The organism is Paenibacillus ottowii (genome assembly GCF_006874425.1).
Lineage (GTDB): Bacteria > Bacillota > Bacilli > Paenibacillales > Paenibacillaceae > Paenibacillus > Paenibacillus ottowii.
The window spans coordinates 237,428-254,122 of the sequence record NZ_VIJZ01000008.1 but is presented as its reverse complement, the minus strand read 5'-3'; the positions used below and the strand labels follow the sequence as shown (position 1 = coordinate 254,122).

The 16,695-nt window shown below is 44.4% G+C and carries 17 protein-coding genes; 14 read left to right on the top strand and 3 right to left on the bottom strand.

Features of this window, described 5'->3' with window-relative positions; genetic code table 11:
- Window positions 1-23 precede the first annotated feature (23 nt).
- Window positions 24-1,025 (top strand): 2-keto-3-deoxygluconate transporter, encoded by a 1,002-nt coding sequence (kdgT, locus tag FKV70_RS19320; RefSeq protein WP_142613888.1) that lies wholly within the window; start codon window positions 24-26, stop codon window positions 1,023-1,025.
- A gap of 144 nt (window positions 1,026-1,169) precedes the next feature.
- On the top strand, window positions 1,170-1,523 hold the full coding sequence (locus FKV70_RS19315; RefSeq protein WP_064795978.1) for a hypothetical protein: 354 nt from the start codon (window positions 1,170-1,172) through the stop codon (window positions 1,521-1,523).
- Between the two features lie 82 nt (window positions 1,524-1,605).
- Here the strand turns inward: FKV70_RS19315 and FKV70_RS19310 are convergent, their stop codons facing one another.
- Both FKV70_RS19310 and fdhF read right to left on the bottom strand, forming a co-directional pair.
- On the bottom strand, window positions 1,606-2,088 hold the full coding sequence (locus FKV70_RS19310) for a helical membrane plugin domain-containing protein (protein WP_063210010.1): 483 nt from the start codon (window positions 2,086-2,088) through the stop codon (window positions 1,606-1,608).
- Between the two features lie 12 nt (window positions 2,089-2,100).
- Window positions 2,101-5,043, bottom strand: a complete 2,943-nt coding sequence (gene fdhF / locus FKV70_RS19305; RefSeq protein WP_142613887.1) for a formate dehydrogenase subunit alpha — start codon at window positions 5,041-5,043, stop codon at window positions 2,101-2,103.
- 593 nt (window positions 5,044-5,636) lie between these two features.
- Between fdhF and moaA the strand changes: the two genes are divergently transcribed.
- The 11 genes from moaA (at window position 5,637) to FKV70_RS19250 (ending at window position 14,055) form a co-directional block, all read left to right on the top strand.
- Window positions 5,637-6,650: a GTP 3',8-cyclase MoaA gene (gene moaA / locus FKV70_RS19300; protein ID WP_142613886.1), complete on the top strand. Its 1,014-nt coding sequence runs from the start codon at window positions 5,637-5,639 to the stop codon at window positions 6,648-6,650.
- A 40-nt stretch (window positions 6,651-6,690) separates the two neighbouring features.
- Window positions 6,691-7,503, top strand: a complete 813-nt coding sequence (fdhD, locus tag FKV70_RS19295; protein ID WP_142613885.1) for a formate dehydrogenase accessory sulfurtransferase FdhD — start codon at window positions 6,691-6,693, stop codon at window positions 7,501-7,503.
- A gap of 136 nt (window positions 7,504-7,639) precedes the next feature.
- Window positions 7,640-7,888, top strand: a complete 249-nt coding sequence (locus FKV70_RS19290) for a MoaD/ThiS family protein (protein WP_063210014.1) — start codon at window positions 7,640-7,642, stop codon at window positions 7,886-7,888.
- Between the two features lie 61 nt (window positions 7,889-7,949).
- Window positions 7,950-8,654: a molybdenum cofactor biosynthesis protein MoaE gene (locus tag FKV70_RS19285; RefSeq protein ID WP_142613927.1), complete on the top strand. Its 705-nt coding sequence runs from the start codon at window positions 7,950-7,952 to the stop codon at window positions 8,652-8,654.
- A gap of 99 nt (window positions 8,655-8,753) precedes the next feature.
- Complete coding sequence (locus FKV70_RS19280) at window positions 8,754-9,833, top strand: thiazole biosynthesis adenylyltransferase ThiF (RefSeq protein WP_280115095.1); 1,080 nt, start codon at window positions 8,754-8,756, stop codon at window positions 9,831-9,833.
- 75 nt (window positions 9,834-9,908) lie between these two features.
- The gene (gene modA / locus FKV70_RS19275) at window positions 9,909-10,724 is read left to right on the top strand and encodes a molybdate ABC transporter substrate-binding protein (RefSeq protein WP_142613884.1); all 816 of its coding nucleotides are present in this window, start codon (window positions 9,909-9,911) and stop codon (window positions 10,722-10,724) included.
- Between the two features lie 28 nt (window positions 10,725-10,752).
- Window positions 10,753-11,418 (top strand): molybdate ABC transporter permease subunit, encoded by a 666-nt coding sequence (gene modB / locus FKV70_RS19270; protein WP_142613883.1) that lies wholly within the window; start codon window positions 10,753-10,755, stop codon window positions 11,416-11,418.
- A gap of 182 nt (window positions 11,419-11,600) precedes the next feature.
- Window positions 11,601-11,948, top strand: coding sequence for a Na-translocating system protein MpsC family protein (locus tag FKV70_RS19265; protein WP_063210018.1), 348 nt, complete (start codon window positions 11,601-11,603; stop codon window positions 11,946-11,948).
- Between the two features lie 72 nt (window positions 11,949-12,020).
- Window positions 12,021-12,758, top strand: a complete 738-nt coding sequence (locus tag FKV70_RS19260; RefSeq protein WP_142613882.1) for a tRNA(His) guanylyltransferase Thg1 family protein — start codon at window positions 12,021-12,023, stop codon at window positions 12,756-12,758.
- A gap of 3 nt (window positions 12,759-12,761) precedes the next feature.
- Window positions 12,762-13,214, top strand: a complete 453-nt coding sequence (locus FKV70_RS19255) for an AAA family ATPase (RefSeq protein ID WP_063210020.1) — start codon at window positions 12,762-12,764, stop codon at window positions 13,212-13,214.
- Window positions 13,215-13,224: 10 nt separating this feature from the next.
- Complete coding sequence (locus FKV70_RS19250; protein WP_142613881.1) at window positions 13,225-14,055, top strand: siderophore biosynthesis protein; 831 nt, start codon at window positions 13,225-13,227, stop codon at window positions 14,053-14,055.
- Between the two features lie 38 nt (window positions 14,056-14,093).
- Here the strand turns inward: FKV70_RS19250 and FKV70_RS19245 are convergent, their stop codons facing one another.
- On the bottom strand, window positions 14,094-14,399 hold the full coding sequence (locus FKV70_RS19245; protein WP_244310786.1) for a hypothetical protein: 306 nt from the start codon (window positions 14,397-14,399) through the stop codon (window positions 14,094-14,096).
- 210 nt (window positions 14,400-14,609) lie between these two features.
- On the opposite strand from FKV70_RS19245, the gene FKV70_RS19240 reads away from it, so the two are divergent.
- Entirely contained in the window at window positions 14,610-16,202 is a 1,593-nt protein-coding gene (locus FKV70_RS19240; RefSeq protein WP_142613880.1) for a ClC family H(+)/Cl(-) exchange transporter, read from the top strand.
- Window positions 16,203-16,695: the final 493 nt, after the last annotated feature.

The following is a 16,695-nucleotide window of genomic DNA, read 5'->3' as shown; positions in this document are numbered from 1 at the left end:
AAACGAAAGGGTTGAATGAAGTTATGAGAATTAAACAAAACATCGATAAGATTCCAGGGGGCATCATGTTGGTGCCGCTGTTTATTGGCGCACTTCTTCATACGTTTACTCCATGGGCAGGCGATTATTTTGGATCTTTTACCAAAGGGTTGATGACCGGTACGGTACCCATTTTGGCAGTGTGGTTCTTTTGTATGGGCGCTTCCATAGATGTGCGGGCGACAGGTACCGTATTGCGTAAATCAGGAACGCTCGTATTGACTAAAATCGCAGTCGCCTGGGTCGTGGCGATTATTGCGTCTAGATTGCTACCTGTTAGCGGCGTAGAAAGTGGACTATTTGCAGGCTTGTCCGTATTGGCGCTGATCTCGGCTATGGATATGACGAACGGCGGGCTCTACGCCTCTATTATGCAACAATATGGTTCCAAGGAAGAGGCAGGAGCATTCGTGCTGATGTCCCTGGAATCAGGTCCATTGGTGACCATGCTTATTCTAGGAAGTACGGGATTGGCCGTTTTTGAACCACAAACATTTGTTGGGGCCGTATTACCATTTTTGGTCGGCTTTACGCTGGGCAACTTGGATCATGATTTCCGCAAATATTTTGGGAACGCGACACAGGCTCTGATTCCATTTTTCGGTTTTGCACTGGGTTGTTCCATTGACCTGAGTGTTATTGTCCAGACAGGTGTGCTAGGTATTCTATTGGGTATTTCTGTCATTTTCATTACAGGTATTCCCCTGATTCTGGCAGATAAATATATTGGTGGTGGCAACGGTACGGCAGGGATTGCTGCCTCCAGCACAGCAGGCGCAGCAGTAGCAAATCCAGTCATTGTTGCCAATATCAAGCCTGAATTTTTGCCTGTTGCGCAATCTGCAACGGCATTAGTAGCCGCTTCGGTCATAGTGACCTCCATTTTGGTGCCAATTCTGACGGCATACTGGGCCAATTATATGAAGCGAAAGGAGGATTCTAAGAAAGCAGGGCCTATAACTTCAAGGACAAATATACCTAAATAAAGTTTGAATGATGAAGGCTCAATGGATCGACGTTGCCATTACCCGGGAAATGCTGTCTCAGTCACAGTTACACCTTTTATTCTAACGTTATAAACTTGTCCTAAAACGCTTCTGCCAACATACATATGTAAGCAGAGGAGCGTGATGGAATTGGAAAACAAGGTGCGTCGCTATTACCAGTTGAAGCAAAAGCAAAAAGAAATTGAAGGCGAATTGGCTGATTTGCGTAATGACATTACCGCTCATTGTGCACAGCAGGAAGTATCCGATTGGGAAATTGGCAACTACCGGGTCAGGATTGTAGAACAGCAGCGCAAGGAATACGATCATGCGAGATTGTATGATGCATTGCCCGATCCTCAACTATGGCGATTGTTTTCAAAACCGGATTCTTCAAAAATTGCCAGCTTGCTAAAGCTTAAGGTCATCGCAGACGAGCAAATAAAAGATGCCGTTTCTCATAAAACGGTGACGTTGTTGCAAGTGGATAAAAAATAAATAAAAAGAGCTGCTCCCATTTTCGGAGCCAGCTCTTTTTATTGTCTGTGGTTAGACGTCTTCAATCTTCATGTCTATTAAACTATTGATCAGACAAACCTTTTCCCATGCCTTTGAGAAAATGAATACCGAACCCCATTGCCCTGTTTACATCCGGGTCATTCATGGCCTTCATAAGATCGCGCAGCCGAGTCTTTTTATTCTGCTTTAGATGCTCTTCGGCTTCATTCAGACCTGTAGTGACGCTGCTTGCCAGTTTTTTCATCAGCTCGGGGTCTACCTCGGACAGCATTCCTGCTGCACCCATCAGATTATTGATCACATTCGTTACAGGCTTGCGTGTCGCTTGTCCCACAGCGATTTGGGCGATGGCTTCTTTGGCTTTTAGCATAGACTGAGCTGCTTCGAGCAGACCGCTGTCGTGTAGTTCGCGTACAATTTCAAGCGTCTTCTGCAATGCCTCCCCATTATCTGCCAGATTGGCAGTAAGTTGATCCAGCGATTGTTTTTGCCGTTCTTCTGCAGTCAAAACACGTTTTCTCACAATTGAAATAGGCTTAGCCATCGTTTGACCTCCTTATTTTTGATCTACCAAATCGATGTAACCCGGACGATTCCACTTACGATCCACCTCAACCCCATTTTGCGGATGCCGCTTTTTATAACGAGGATTGATATCTGGGAGCGGATTTTGACCATCGAACTCCAAAACTTGCATCCGTACTTTGGTTTGTTTATAGGCCGGTGTACGGGTAATCACATCGAATGCTCCACCTGTTAATAGATTGACAGCTCCCTCATGGCTGGTAGAGTGCATCGGCACATAAATTTCTGTTCCTTGCACCCGGTCCGTCACCAGAACATGCAGCTTTACCGCACCGTAGGGAGATTCCAGTCGAACCAGCGATCCGTCTGTGACTCCGCGCTCTTCAGCCAATTCAGGGGACACCTCCACAAATACTTTTGGCAGTTTGAGCTGGATGCCTGCTGATTTGGTCGTCATATTTCCTTCATGAAACTGTTCGAGCAGTCGACCATTATTTAAGGTCAGATCGAATTCAGCAGGGTACTCTTTTGGTGGTACATATTCGAAGAGTCCCAAGCGTGCTTTTTTATCTGGAAAGTTAAAGCCGTTGGTATGCAGGAGCGGTGTGTTGCTGCCGTCCGGTGATCCCCAATGGAAGCTGTTCCAGCCTTCCAATACGTCGTAATTACATTGGGAGAAAAATGGGGTGAGCGCCGCCATCTCCTCAAAAATTTCGCTCGGATGACTGTAATCCCAATCAAATCCCATGTGCTTGGCAAATTGGCTGAAAATCCACCAATCCGGTTTGCTGTCTCCCACAGGGCGCAGTGCTTCATATAAACGCTGTACACGACGTTCGGTGTTCGTGAAAGTGCCGTCTTTTTCGAGTGAAGGTACAGCTGGCAAAATAACATCAGCGAATTCAGCTGTCTTGCTTAGAAATACATCCTGCACGACAAGGAAATCCAAATTCGCCAGCATTTCTTGGGTATGGTTGGAGTCCGCATCCACCCAAGCCATCTCTTCCCCAGCAATATACATCCCTTTGAGCTTACCTGTTTCAATGGCTTCCAGCATTTGAATGTTATCCAGCCCGCGTTGACTTGGAATTTGTACGCCGTAAGCCGCTTCGAACTTGGCACGAATGGCATCGTTTGTTACAGGCTGATAGCCAGGAAAAATATCCGGCATTGTGCCCATATCGGCAGCACCCTGAACATTGTTATGTCCGCGCAGCGGATATGCGCCTGCGCCTGGACGCATAAAGTTGCCAGTCACCAGCAGCAGGTTGGCAATTGCAATTGAAGTGTAGGAGCCCGCGATGTTCTGCGTCACACCCATACCCCAGCAAATGGCTGTGCCGTCTGCTTCGTGAATCATGTTTGCTACCTGAATCAGCGTCTCTTTGGAAAGGCCGGTCTCCTGTTCGGCGAATTCCAGGGTGAAACGCTCCAGCAATTTCAAATATTCAGGATAGAAATTTACATGTTCCTCGATGAATTTAGCATCATGCCAGTTTTGCTCAATGATGTATTTGGCTACAGCAGATAACCACACATAATCAGTACCTTGCTTCGGACGCATGAACAGATCTGCGCGTTCTGCCATTTCATGCTTGCGCAGGTCGACGGAGATCAACTTTTGACCATGCAGCTTATGCGCACGTTTGATACGGGTAGCCAGCACTGGATGTCCTTCTCCCGGCGCACAGCCGACCAGTATGACCAAGCCTGCTGAGGCAATGTCTTTGATCGTACCGCTGTCCCCACCGATGCCTCCGGTGTATTGCAACCCCCATGATGCAGGAGATTGGCAATATCGTGAGCAGTTATCAACGTTATTCGTTTGAAACACCTGACGAGCCAGCTTTTGCATTAGATAATTTTCTTCATTGGTAAATTTGGATGAAGAAATAAAGCCGAGTGCCTCGCCGCCGTAGGTTTCTTTAATCGCTCCCATTTTACTGGCCATCAGGCTCAAGGCTTCTTCCCAGGTTGCTTCCACGAATTCGTCTCCTTGACGAATTAACGGCCAGGTCAAACGCTGATCGCTATTCACAAAATCCCAGCCGAATTTCCCCTTAACACAGGTCGAGATGCCGTTAACAGGCCCCTTAGAGGTAGGCTGTACCTTCAAAATTTTGCGACCTTTGGTCCAAACCTCAAAGCTGCAACCTACACCGCAAAACGTACAGACGGTTTTTGTTTTTTTCGTGCGGGTTTCACGCATCGCTGCTTCGGCTTCCGAAATTGCAAAAATTCCGCTGTAACCTGGCTCCACTTCCTTAATTAAATCCACCATCGGATTTAACAAATCCTTATTTATGCCGCTCATGAAGCCAGCCTCTCCCAGCATGGATTTCTCCATCAAGGCGTTGCATGGACAGACCGTTACACACTGACCGCAGCTGACACAGGAGGAATCGTTAATGGCAACCCCAGCGTCCCAGATCACGCGAGGGCGTTCGGCTTCCCAATCGAGGGACAATGTTTCATTGACCTGAAGATTCTGACATACCTCTACACATTGGCCGCATGCAATACATTGATTGGGATCATAGCGGTAAAAAGGGTGGGACATATCCACTCCTGTAGGGTCAACCTTCGGTCGATACGGATATTTTTGATGTTCAATTTCCATAAGCTCTGCAGTGTTATGCAAAGTACAATTACCGTTGTTGTTATCGCATACTGTACAGTAGAGAAGGTGATTTTCCAGCAAACGATCCATAGCCTCGGTTTGGGCCGCTTTCGCGCGATCCGAATGCAAATGAATATCCATTCCATCTGTAGCAAGGGTTGAACAGGAACGCATAAGCTTTCCGTCTACTTCCACGATACATGTGTCACAGGTGCGGATCGGATCCACTTCGGGAACGTAACACAGTTGGGGATGGGCAATATTGTTTTCGTTGATCACTTCAAGAATGGTTGCACTGCTTTTGGTTCTCAGTTCCTGTCCGTTTAATGTAATTTTGATCGCCTTATCCGTCACGGTTCAGGCTCCTTTCAGATTTTGAATTTTAAAATTGGAAATAAAAAAACTCCACCATAAACACAAGTGCTCGTGTTTGAGCACTTGTGTTTATGGTGGAGTAGTGACCAAGCTCTAGGTCCTGGAGGCCAATCCGCCATAGAAATATGTATTAATACCAAACAGTACGCACTGTCTGTATATCAATAAATCAGATATGTCATTTTCTGCATGTCATCTGGTGTAACTATAGCGTAAAATTTAAGATAGTTCAACGGTGCTTTATTAAAATTTTTAATTGCTAATGATTATCGATTGAGAAAGCGAAAAATCATTGACAAACGTTCCAGGATTGCTAACAATAGGAATGTAGAGCATTCGTGAATGGAGTGTGCGTGGGAATCGCGTATATTTTATTTGGCGCAGCGCTTGTTAGTTTGATTTTTCTATATCACATGATGTGAGGATTCGTAAAATCCTGATGTAGATAAATTAACCGGCATTTAGCAGATTCTTCGGTATTCATAAGCGAAGAAGTTGTTGTGATGCCGGTTTTTTGGTTCAGTCTAGAGTTTGAAGAGGTTTATTAATGAAGACGGATTGAGGTGAACGGGATGGCGAACCGCAGCGACGATCAATGGAATCGTCCGTTACGGGACTTGAGAATATCCGTCATAGACCGATGTAATTTTCGGTGCAGATATTGTATGCCTGAAGAAATATTTGGCCATGACTATCCGTTTTTGCCAAAAGAAAAAATATTGACCTTTGCGGAAATTACCCGCCTCTCTCGTATCTTTGTCTCGCTGGGTGTTACAAAGCTGCGTATTACTGGGGGTGAGCCGTTACTGAGAAAAGATTTGTCCTCGCTCATTCATTCGTTAACTCAACTCGATGGGGTTGAAGATATTGCCATGACGACGAACGGTGTATTTTTGCCTAAGTATGCAGCGTCACTGCGAGAGGCGGGGCTGAAAAGAGTAACGGTTAGTCTGGATTCACTTAATGATGATCGATTCCGCCGAATGAACGGGGGGAGAAGCAGCGTAAAGGCGGTGCTGGAAGGTATTGAGGCTGCTGCTCAAGTAGGCATGCAGGTGAAAATAAATATGGTCGTGCAAAAGGGCTTTAACGATCAGGATATCGTGCCCATGGCCGACTATTTTCAAAAGAAAAAGCATATTTTGCGTTTTGTTGAGTTTATGGATGTAGGGAACACCAATGGCTGGAAATTGGATCAGGTTGTGTCCAAGCAGCAAATCATCGAAACCATCCACAAGCACATGCTGTTAGAACCTGTTTCACCCCAGTACAAAGGTGAGGTAGCGACGCGCTATAGATATCTAGACAGAGACGGGGAAATCGGTATTATTTCATCCGTTACGGACGCTTTCTGCTCTACATGTACACGGGCGAGAATTTCTGCGGAGGGCTCCTTGTACACTTGCCTGTTTGCGTCTAAAGGGTACAAGCTTCGCACGATGCTGCGTTCCGAGCAGACCGATGATGAGATTAGGTCTTACATTGAGCATGTTTGGAGAGGACGTACCGACCGCTATTCAGAGGAACGGTTAACTCATACAAAGCAAGCATCGTCCAAAATTGAAATGTCACATATTGGCGGGTGAACCAAAGAGCCAGCCTGTCAGAAACAAGGGAGTTGAGCACATGGAAAAGCCGGCTGAGGTAAAACGCGAGATTCTACGTTATCGGGACGGTCAGATCAAGCGTTTTGAAGACACAGTGGTGACGGAGTATCCGGTAACCATTAAAATCAATCAGCAGGAATTTGCCACCATGGTTTGTACACCAGAGTATGTAGAGGATATGGTAGTAGGTTTTTTGGCCTCTGAAGGCGTCATTCAACAGTATGATGATATCGAAGATATTTGGGTTCAGGAAAAAGAAGGTTATGTTCATATTAAAACCCGTCGGATGAATGAGTTTTATCAAAACTTTCATTCCAAGCGGTATATTACCTCCTGTTGCGGAAAAAGTAGACAGGGATTTTACTTTATAAATGATGCCAAAGTGGCAAAAAGAATGAATGATACCCATGTTACGGTGTCTTTTGGCGACTGTTTCCGGCTGATGAATTTGATGCAAACCTCGGCACATACGTTTCAGGAGACCGGTGGCGTTCACAATGCAGCGCTGTGTGACAAAGACGGAATAATCTTGTCCAGAATGGATATCGGTCGACACAATGCGCTGGATAAAATCTATGGGTACTGCTTAAAGCATGATATTATATTACAAGATAAAATTATCGTATTCAGTGGGCGCATCTCGTCTGAAATTTTGTTGAAGGTTGCAAAGATTGGTTGCGAGGTTGTTTTGTCCAAGTCAGCTCCTACAGAGCTTGCACTTGAATTGGCAGAGGATCTGGGGATTACTACCATCGGCTTTATACGAAGTCGTTCTCTGAACGTATATACGCACACGGAGCGGATTGATGAACTGGTTGAATCTAAAATATAATATAAAAAATGATCAATGTAGACCATCATCGTTAACCAGCATGGAATAAAACCTTTCGAGGTATTAGTTCATGTTGGTTTTTCTTGGTGTATATGCGATGGTAAGTCCTTGTGCCTGAAAGGGGGGAACCTACTTAATGAACTATCATATTCAAGTATTTGCCGGACTTGCAGAACTGATGGGAAGTCCTATGATTACGGTGCCTGCTGATCAGGAAACGATGACTGTCAACGCATTAAAAGACTTGCTGTCCCAGTATTTTCCTGAAGCAGCCGCTCAGTTGCAGGGGGCTTTTGTTGCCAGAAATCAAGCCTACGCTGCTCCTGAGGATCTGGTTAGTATACATGATGAAATTGCGATTATTCCTCCAGTTTCAGGAGGATAAGCTCCAGTAACAGGATAGGTGAATCGATAGATAGCGTGTATTAAAGGGGGTCAGGGACATGATGCAATACCATATTCAATTACCCGCAGGTATGGCGGAGCAATTTAGTGACGTGCTCACCGTGGAGCTTTCACAGGAAACGGTGACCATTGCAGACATTCGAACAAGGCTGAATGAGCTGTACCCGGAGATAACTTCACAACTGCCTGGTTCTTTTTTTACCCATCATAATAAGCTAGCTTCTCCTGATGAACTTGTGCTTCCATCAGATGAAATTGCTCTTCATCAGTCAGCACCCGGAATGAAGACGGTCGTTTCAAAATGCGGCTTATACGCTATTACCTACGACCCGATTGATGCCGATGAGGTAACCTCCAAGGTACACGACCCCTCGCATGGGGCATCACTGACCTTTAATGGTACGACCCGGGAATTTACACAAGGTCAGCGAACGGTGCTGCTTGAATATGAAGCGTATGTGCCAATGGCGATGAACACGATGAAGCAGATTGGCGACGAAATTGCTGATTGCTGGCCGTCAACGCGCACTGCTATTACACACCGGCTTGGTACGGTAAGGATTGGAGAGACCAGTGTCGTGATTGCTGTTTCTGCTGCGCACCGTGATGCTTGCTACGAGGCCAGTCGCCATGCCATTGAACGCTTGAAGCAAATCGTGCCGATTTGGAAAAAGGAAGTGTGGGAGGATGGCTCAGAGTGGAAGGGACACCAGCTAGGTGGATGGAATCCTCATAACACCCCATAACTTTCGAGTTAGGTGGGGACATCTGGACTTTTATCTTGTCTGATCAGCTTGCAGCAATTAAAGGATAAGAAGTATGGGGGCGTAAATTACATGTCTGACATGTCTGAAATGAAAAAGGACCCAAAAACGGATGCGGATGCAGAAGCACACACGCAGGCCTCACACGCCCGATACTCAAGGCAAGAGCTATTTGGAAAAATCGGGCCAGCAGGACAAAAAAATATCCGCAGCAAGCATGTGTTAATGGTAGGTGCTGGAGCACTGGGGACGGCCAACGCGGACATGCTGGTGCGGGCGGGTATCGGACGGCTGACGTTGGTAGACCGGGATTATGTAGATTGGAGCAACCTGCAACGCCAGCAGCTCTATGACGAAGCGAATGCCCGTGAACAGATACCCAAGGCAGTGGCCGCCCAGAGGCGATTGCAGCATATCAACTCGGACGTGGACATCCGTGCGCTCGTCCAAGATGTATCGCTGGAGGAAATCGGCGATATTGCGGCAGGGGTGGACCTTATTGTAGATGCCACAGATAATTTCGATACACGTCTGCTGTTGAACGATTACGCCGTCAAGCACCAAATCCCTTGGATTTACGGAGCGTGTGTAGGCAGTTACGGAACAACCTTTACGATTGTTCCAGGACAGACACCCTGTCTGCATTGTCTGCTGGGAACTGTACCGCTCGGCGGTGCGACCTGTGATACGGTCGGGGTGATCAGCCCGGCTGTACAGATGGTAGCGGCTTACCAGAGCGCCGAAGCATTAAAGCTGTTGACTGGAGACAATCCAGCCTTACAAGGCAAGCTAATTTCCTTTGATCTATGGAATAATCAACATCAGGCGATTCAAATCAGCGCTATGAAAAAAGCGGATTGCCCGACGTGTGGGGAGCATCCAGTATATCCATTTTTACAATCAGAGCACCAGGCTAAAACGGCTGTACTGTGCGGACGTGATACGGTTCAGATCCGACCGGTCATGGGCGCTGCACGCAATCTGAACGAAGCGGCCCGTCTGCTATCCCGTCAGGGAGGCAAAGTGGAGCATAATCCATATCTAGTGTCCGTTGTCATTGGAGCGCATCGGTTGGTTCTTTTTCAGGATGGACGTGTTTTGATCCATGGCACCAAGGATATTGCCGAGGCGAGGTCTATTTATCACAAATATTTGGGTTGACCCAATAGATTTAGAACTTAATGAGATGCACACTGTCACCTCATTACGGAATTTAGAGGATAGGGGAAGAAAAAGTTGAAAAAGAGATTCGGGTACATATTCACATTCGTTGGATTGTTGGCATGGGTGCTGGCTGGATGCTCGTCTCAAGCTGCTGTACAGTCGACAGCATCTGCGCCCAAAACAGAGTTGATCGTATCTGCCGCTGCGAGTCTTCAAGATAGTCTGAATACGCTCAAGGCACAGTATGAACAGCAGCATCCAGATATCAAGCTTACCTTTAACTATGCTTCATCCGGTACTTTACAAAAACAAATTGAGCAGGGTGCACCCGCTGACGTATTTATATCGGCAGGTATGAAACAAATGAAGGCTTTAACCGATGCTTCTTTGGTAGAAAAAGATAGCGTACTGCTCCAAAATAAACTGGTTGTGGTTGTTCCACAAGATAAGGCGAAGAGTACAGATAATAAGAGCATGACACTCAATGATCTGACAAGTCCTTCTTTTATGAAGCTTGCGGTTGGGGAGCCTACTACCGTTCCTGCCGGACAATATTCCAAAGAGTCGCTGACAAAGGCAGGATTATGGGACAAGCTGGAACCGAAGATGGTGTTCGCCAAAGACGTAAGACAAGTATTAAACTATGTTGAAACAGGCAATGCCGATGCTGGACTCGTTTATTTGACGGATGCCAAATCATCCGATAAAACAGTCGTAGCACTAGAAGTACCTGAGGAATTGCATGCACCTATCCTGTATCCGGAAGGTATTGTAAAAGCAACCAAACACAGCAAGGAAGCAGGCGAGTTTGTCGATTTTCTGCGTACAGATGAAGCCATGAGCGTATTCAGTAAAGATGGATTTTCTGCTCCAACAGAAAAGAAATAGAATTCACAGATAAAGGAGGGGGATTCCGTTGGATTGGTCGGCTTTTCTTCCTCCGGTTATCGTATCTGTTAAAGTCGCTGTTGTTGCCAGCATCATTGTCTTTTTACTAGCTACTGTGGTAGCCCGAATGATGGCGAACTGCAAGCTGCGAAGAGGAATCAGCGTGATTGAGACCATCCTACTTCTTCCGCTCGTTTTGCCACCCACTGTTGTCGGCTTTATTTTACTCATCTTGCTGGGAAGGAAAAGCTGGATTGGCACTGCATTTGAAAGCCTGTTCCAGCAGACGATTGTATTTACGTGGGGAGCCGCCGTGGTGGCGGCCGTAGTTGTTGCTTTTCCACTGGCTTACCGGACGATCAAGGCAGGCTTTGAAGCTGTAGATCCCGAGATAGAGCAGGCTGCACGCGCGCAAGGTGCCAACGAATGGCAAGTGTTTCGTCATATTACGATGCCCCTTGCTTACCGACCGCTTATTTCAGGGTACATTCTCGGATTTGCCCGAGGGTTAGGGGAATTTGGTGCTACGCTGATGCTTGCGGGCAATATTCCGGAGCAAACTCAAACTCTGCCTACAGCGATTTACACCGCGTCCGAGGTCGGAAATATGACACTCTCCTGGAGCTGGGTGGCCGTTATCATATTATTCTCTTTTATGATGTTGATGCTATCGAATCGATTGGTGAAGGATTAATCTGTTTGTATTTAGTAATATACGCAGTCTGTCCGATTGGGCGGGCTGTATTTTCTTTTCTATGAAGTCCTATGGCAAGTATGTTCCAAGAATCACTTTCGCTTCATCACTGTTTTATATGATAGGAATCGGTTATGATGGAAATAGTAAGGATTTTAGTAGATTTAGGAGAGCGGTGCGATATGAGAAAGGAAACGGGTTTTAACGAAATTATTCGCAAAGTACGTAAAGAGCTATTTGGAAAAGGCCCGGAACGCATACATACAACCTTTGTAGATAATATGGCCATCACAATGCTATACGGCAATTTAACTCCATCGGAGAAGTTTCTTGCGCAAGAGGATGCAGGAAGAGAGATGGTGCATGCAGCTCGAACCAAAATGGTACAAAAAATCTATCCTGTACAGTTCAATAAAGAACTGGAGGATTATATGGATTCCCGCTTACTGCATCTCTTTTCAGATATTAAAGTGGAAGAAGATATAGCCATCTCTGTTTTTGTATTTGAGGACAATATTACTGTGAAATAAAAGGAAATCTGGAGTTTACATCCTAACACTCGGGAAATAGATGCTATGAAAAGTGAAGGAGTTACATAGTTTATGAAAAAAGATGATTTTGGAAATAGAATGAAGGAATATGAAAATGCTTATAGATTAAGTCTGCCCCGCCGTTTACCCGTAATTATAAGAATCGATGGTGCTCATTTTCATACCTTTACACGTGGGATGACGAAACCTTTTGATGAGAAGCTAATCTTTGCATTGTGGGAGACGTGCAAATATTTGGCCTATAATATTATGGGCTGTAAATTGGTGTACCATCAGAGTGATGAAATTTCCCTACTTCTTACGAATTACGACAAATTAACGACACAATCTTGGTTTGAAAATAATCTTCAAAAGATGGTGTCTATATCTGCCTCTCTGGCTACTGCCAAATTTAATGAAGAAATCCGGAAAGTTTATCCGGATCAACCTCTAGCTACTTTTGATGCAAGAGCATGGGTTTTACCCCATGATGAGGTTGCCAACTACTTTCTATGGAGACAACAAGATGCTACTAAAAACAGCATTTCTATGGTAGCTCAAGCTCATTTCAAGCATTCAGAACTACAAGGATTGAACGGAAGTCAGCTCCAAGACAAGCTTTTTGTGGAAAAAGGACTGAACTGGAACGACCTTCCCGTCTGGCAAAAGCGGGGAATCTGTATTACCAAACAACAGTATAACAAAGGAGAAGCTATCAGAAGTAAGTGGGATGTTGATCATGAGACGCCAATCTTTTCACAAAATAGAGATTATATTAACCAGTATGTATACTTGGACAAGGATGTGTGAGGTTTGGAGTGTGTCATTTTTATAGGAATTCAGGCTTCGGGCAAGTCGACTTTTTATAAAGAACGATTCTTCAAAACACATATGCGAATAAATCTGGATATGCTGAAAACACGAAATAGGGAAAATATATACCTTCAGGCCTCCATCGAAACGATGCAGCGTTTTGTAGTGGACAATACCAATCCAACAGTTGAAGAACGAAAAAAATATATAGATGCTTGTAAAAATAAGGGGTTTAAAATCATTGGCTACTACTTTGAACCCGATTATGCTGAATCTATTAAGCGTAATGAGCAGCGCACAGGCAAAGAGTATATTCCTGAAATTGGTATTAAAAGTGTAATGAGTAAACTAGAGGTCCCAAGTTACGAAGAAGGATTTGATGAACTCTATAGCGTGATTTCCAATGAAGGAACATTTCAGATCAGAAGACTGCCGGAAAACCATACAATATAGGGGGAGTACCATGAACATACCTGAGAGATTTATCAAACATTTTCCAGCATACGAGGACGTATTTGCCAGCGATCTTGAACATCACCGCAAGCACTTTCTGCCAATCTGCTCGATTAATCTCCAATTTTTATTTCCAGAGCAGGACGAGTGGCTTCATTTTGTTTCCGTAAAAGAAATCCACGAAGGCTGTGTGGGTGAAAATACTCAGCAATTTCATACCTTATATACCAAGGAAGATATGCTGGGATTCGATGTAATTGACGGCAAATACAAATTCGAAGCAGACTGGAATTATTTTAGTCTTCATCAGAAAGAGCGATTGGAAGACACCTATGAGGCGCTGAAATCTACCGGAGATAAAGCGTACCTACGCATGAAGAGAGAAGTCATGGCGTTGGGCGGACTGGAACAGGTCTACATAGCTAATGAACAAGACTACGAAGCTCGCAAAGCATTTTTCTTAGAAAATAATAAAATCTATCCTTATTCCTCCTTTGGAGAGGCCAAAAAGTCTGTAGAAGAGCTCACCCACGATTTTGAGGAAAAGCAATCCAGCGGTTGGGGGCTAAGCTTTCCCGAAGTCAACGGTATTCTGGATGATATCGCATTTCAGTCTGATGAGGCCCAAAACTACATCAAGGAATATGACGAATCCGTGGAAGAGATGCTCAAGTTCGAGCAAACTAACTTGCTTCATGTGCCTAAACGTGCCAATGGTGAGACATTTACATATATCGGTTCTTTCACCGGGTATTATTTTCAAGCGTTTGGAGCGGATGCCGTCTATTTATTTTACGATAGAGAATTAAAGAAAGCGGTAATTTGTTTCGAGTATTCCTAGGATATACAAAAAGCTCCCCAAATGGGAGCTTTAAAAATTTATTTCTTATTGATCTTCACGTCGTGCTCTTTGGCAAGTGTGTTAACCTGTTCACCAAAATCTCTGAATAGCTTTTTACCCTCGCTTAGCTTGGTGTTACCCTCATTAATTAAGTTCAGATCCCCTTTTTCCAACGCATCAACCATCGTAATGAGTGCTTCCTTTTGAGTGCTAACTGCCTTGATGTAGGTTTCGTGGACAGCTCGTACTTCGGGTGTTTCCGTCTTTACTGCTTCAACTGTTATTTCGTATTTAATTGCTATAGGATCTATTTTCACCCCCAAAGTTGACCTATACGATAGCATCTACTTTATGTCCATTGAAGCCAAAAGATGAAAAGAGCACGGAGAAAATACTGTACGGATGGGGCGTATGGACGAGGATATGCTCGATCTATGAACACTATAGGAAGTGCTGGCAAATATTCAGACTGTGATATAATTTATTGCAGAGATAGGTGACAATGAATTATCATATTAGCCATTCCTAAAATTGAAGTGAAGTAGGTTTTGTGAATGGATAGAAATGATACACATAAAACACTGGCGATCTGGTTTAATTTTAAATTCCGACTCTTGATAGGCGGCGTAATGGTTGGCTTGTTATCTGGTAGCGTGGTTGTGTTGTTCCGATTTGTGTTGGAAGAAGTTCTGGATTGTGTTCTTGGATTTTATCACTATCAATTGCGCCATATATGGATTATTCCGTTATGGTTCGTGATATTAGTGATATCCGGATGGGTAACGGGAATGCTCGTCAAAAAACAGCCTGCTATTTCTGGTAGTGGGATTCCCCAAGTAAAGGCGGTTTTACAAAACAAGCTCCATATGAATTGGTGGAAGGCTGTTACGGCTAAATTTGTGGGAGGTGCTATTAGTATTGGTTCCGGTTTGTCCTTAGGTAGAGAAGGTCCTTCTATTCAAATCGGGGCTCTAACTGCCCAGGGGTTTAGTCGTTTGATGAGTAAATCGAAAACAGAAGAAAATATTCTGATCACCTGCGGAGCAAGCGCTGGACTGGCAGCGGCCTTTAATGCACCCATTGCAGGGGTCATTTTTGCGTTGGAAGAAATACATTTGAATTTCTCGCCTCTTATCCTGATTGCGTCACTCGCTTCATCACTGGTGGCTGATTTTGTATCCAAAGAATTTTTTGGAATGGGCCCCATTTTTCACTTTATGAATGTCGGACCTGTTCCACTGAATCAGTACATTCATTTGCTTGTTTTAGGTATTATTGTGGGTATTATGGGAGTTGTGTTTAATAAGTTTATATATGCCTTTCAAGACTTCTATCAAAAAATGACCTGGCTGCCTGCTTCTCATAGACCCATTCTCCCTTTTGTAATGGCTGGAGTGCTGGGACTAACCTTGCCATTACTGCTTGGGGGCGGAAATAGCCTGGTGAACGATTTGATAGCAGATTCTTTTTCGTTGAAATTTCTTCTTGTTATCTTAATATTTAAGTTTTTATTCACGATGCTCAGTTACGGTTCTTCTGCTCCTGGTGGAATCTTTTTACCTATGCTCGTGATTGGAGCCTTAATTGGTGTGATGTATAGCAAGTTCATAAATGGATTATGGGGGATGTCTGCACTTAGCGAAAGTAGTTTTTTGATTTTGGCGATGGCAGGCTACCTTACAGCGAGCTTGAAGGCTCCTATTACTGGAATCATATTGATTACCGAAATGACAGGCAACTTCGCTAATCTACTATCTACAGGTGTTGTCTGCCTCGTTGCCTACATGACGGCCGAGTTGTTCCGCTCTCATCCGGTGTATGAAGTTCTGCTGGAGCGCTTTTTGTATCAAAGAAAGGAAAGGGATGAAGCGGAGCAATCATCAAGCAAAGTTATATTTGAACTACCTATTCTTCAGGGATCTCGTTTGGACGGTACACAGATCAAGGATTTTCAGTGGCCTGTTCACTGTCTCATTGTTTCTGTTAAGCGTGGATCGGATGAAAAAATTCCTGATGGAGAGATGCTCTTACTGGCGGGAGATTATTTGACCATACTTACGAGCGATCGACACGTAGCCTATGTTCATGATAGTTTGAGGGAACCCGCAGGTCAAAGCACCAACTGGATACAAGGGATACCAAAATAAAACCTTAGAATAATATTTTCTATATTAACCAGTATTACTTTATGGTAAAGCTAGGCATCTTAGATTTTCCAGTACATATTTAAGAAATGATGAATTTCTTCTAATAAATTTGAGAGGAGATTCAGTATGAAAAGGTTTAAAACATGGTTCCAGTTAAAGTAAACTCAATGAACCTGTTATCTTTCGAGGTGACAGTGAACGAGCTCGCAGCTCGACCGGAGCTGAAAAGGCTAACGTACTTGTAGTTCATGCCAAGAAGGGCCTGATATCAAGTCACAGTACCCGCTAGCCGTAATAATGATACATTAAATGTGAAGCTAGGAAAGCACAAGTCAGTATTCAGCCGTGTTTATTTACCAAGGATAAGAAAATGGTCTTATTTTCACAGATTACAAATAGAAAATCTTTTGCATAATATATTCCAATAGAATCAAAGATGATTTATGATAGAGCCATACAGCCTAGAAATCGCCCTGGTTTATCCGGGGATAGC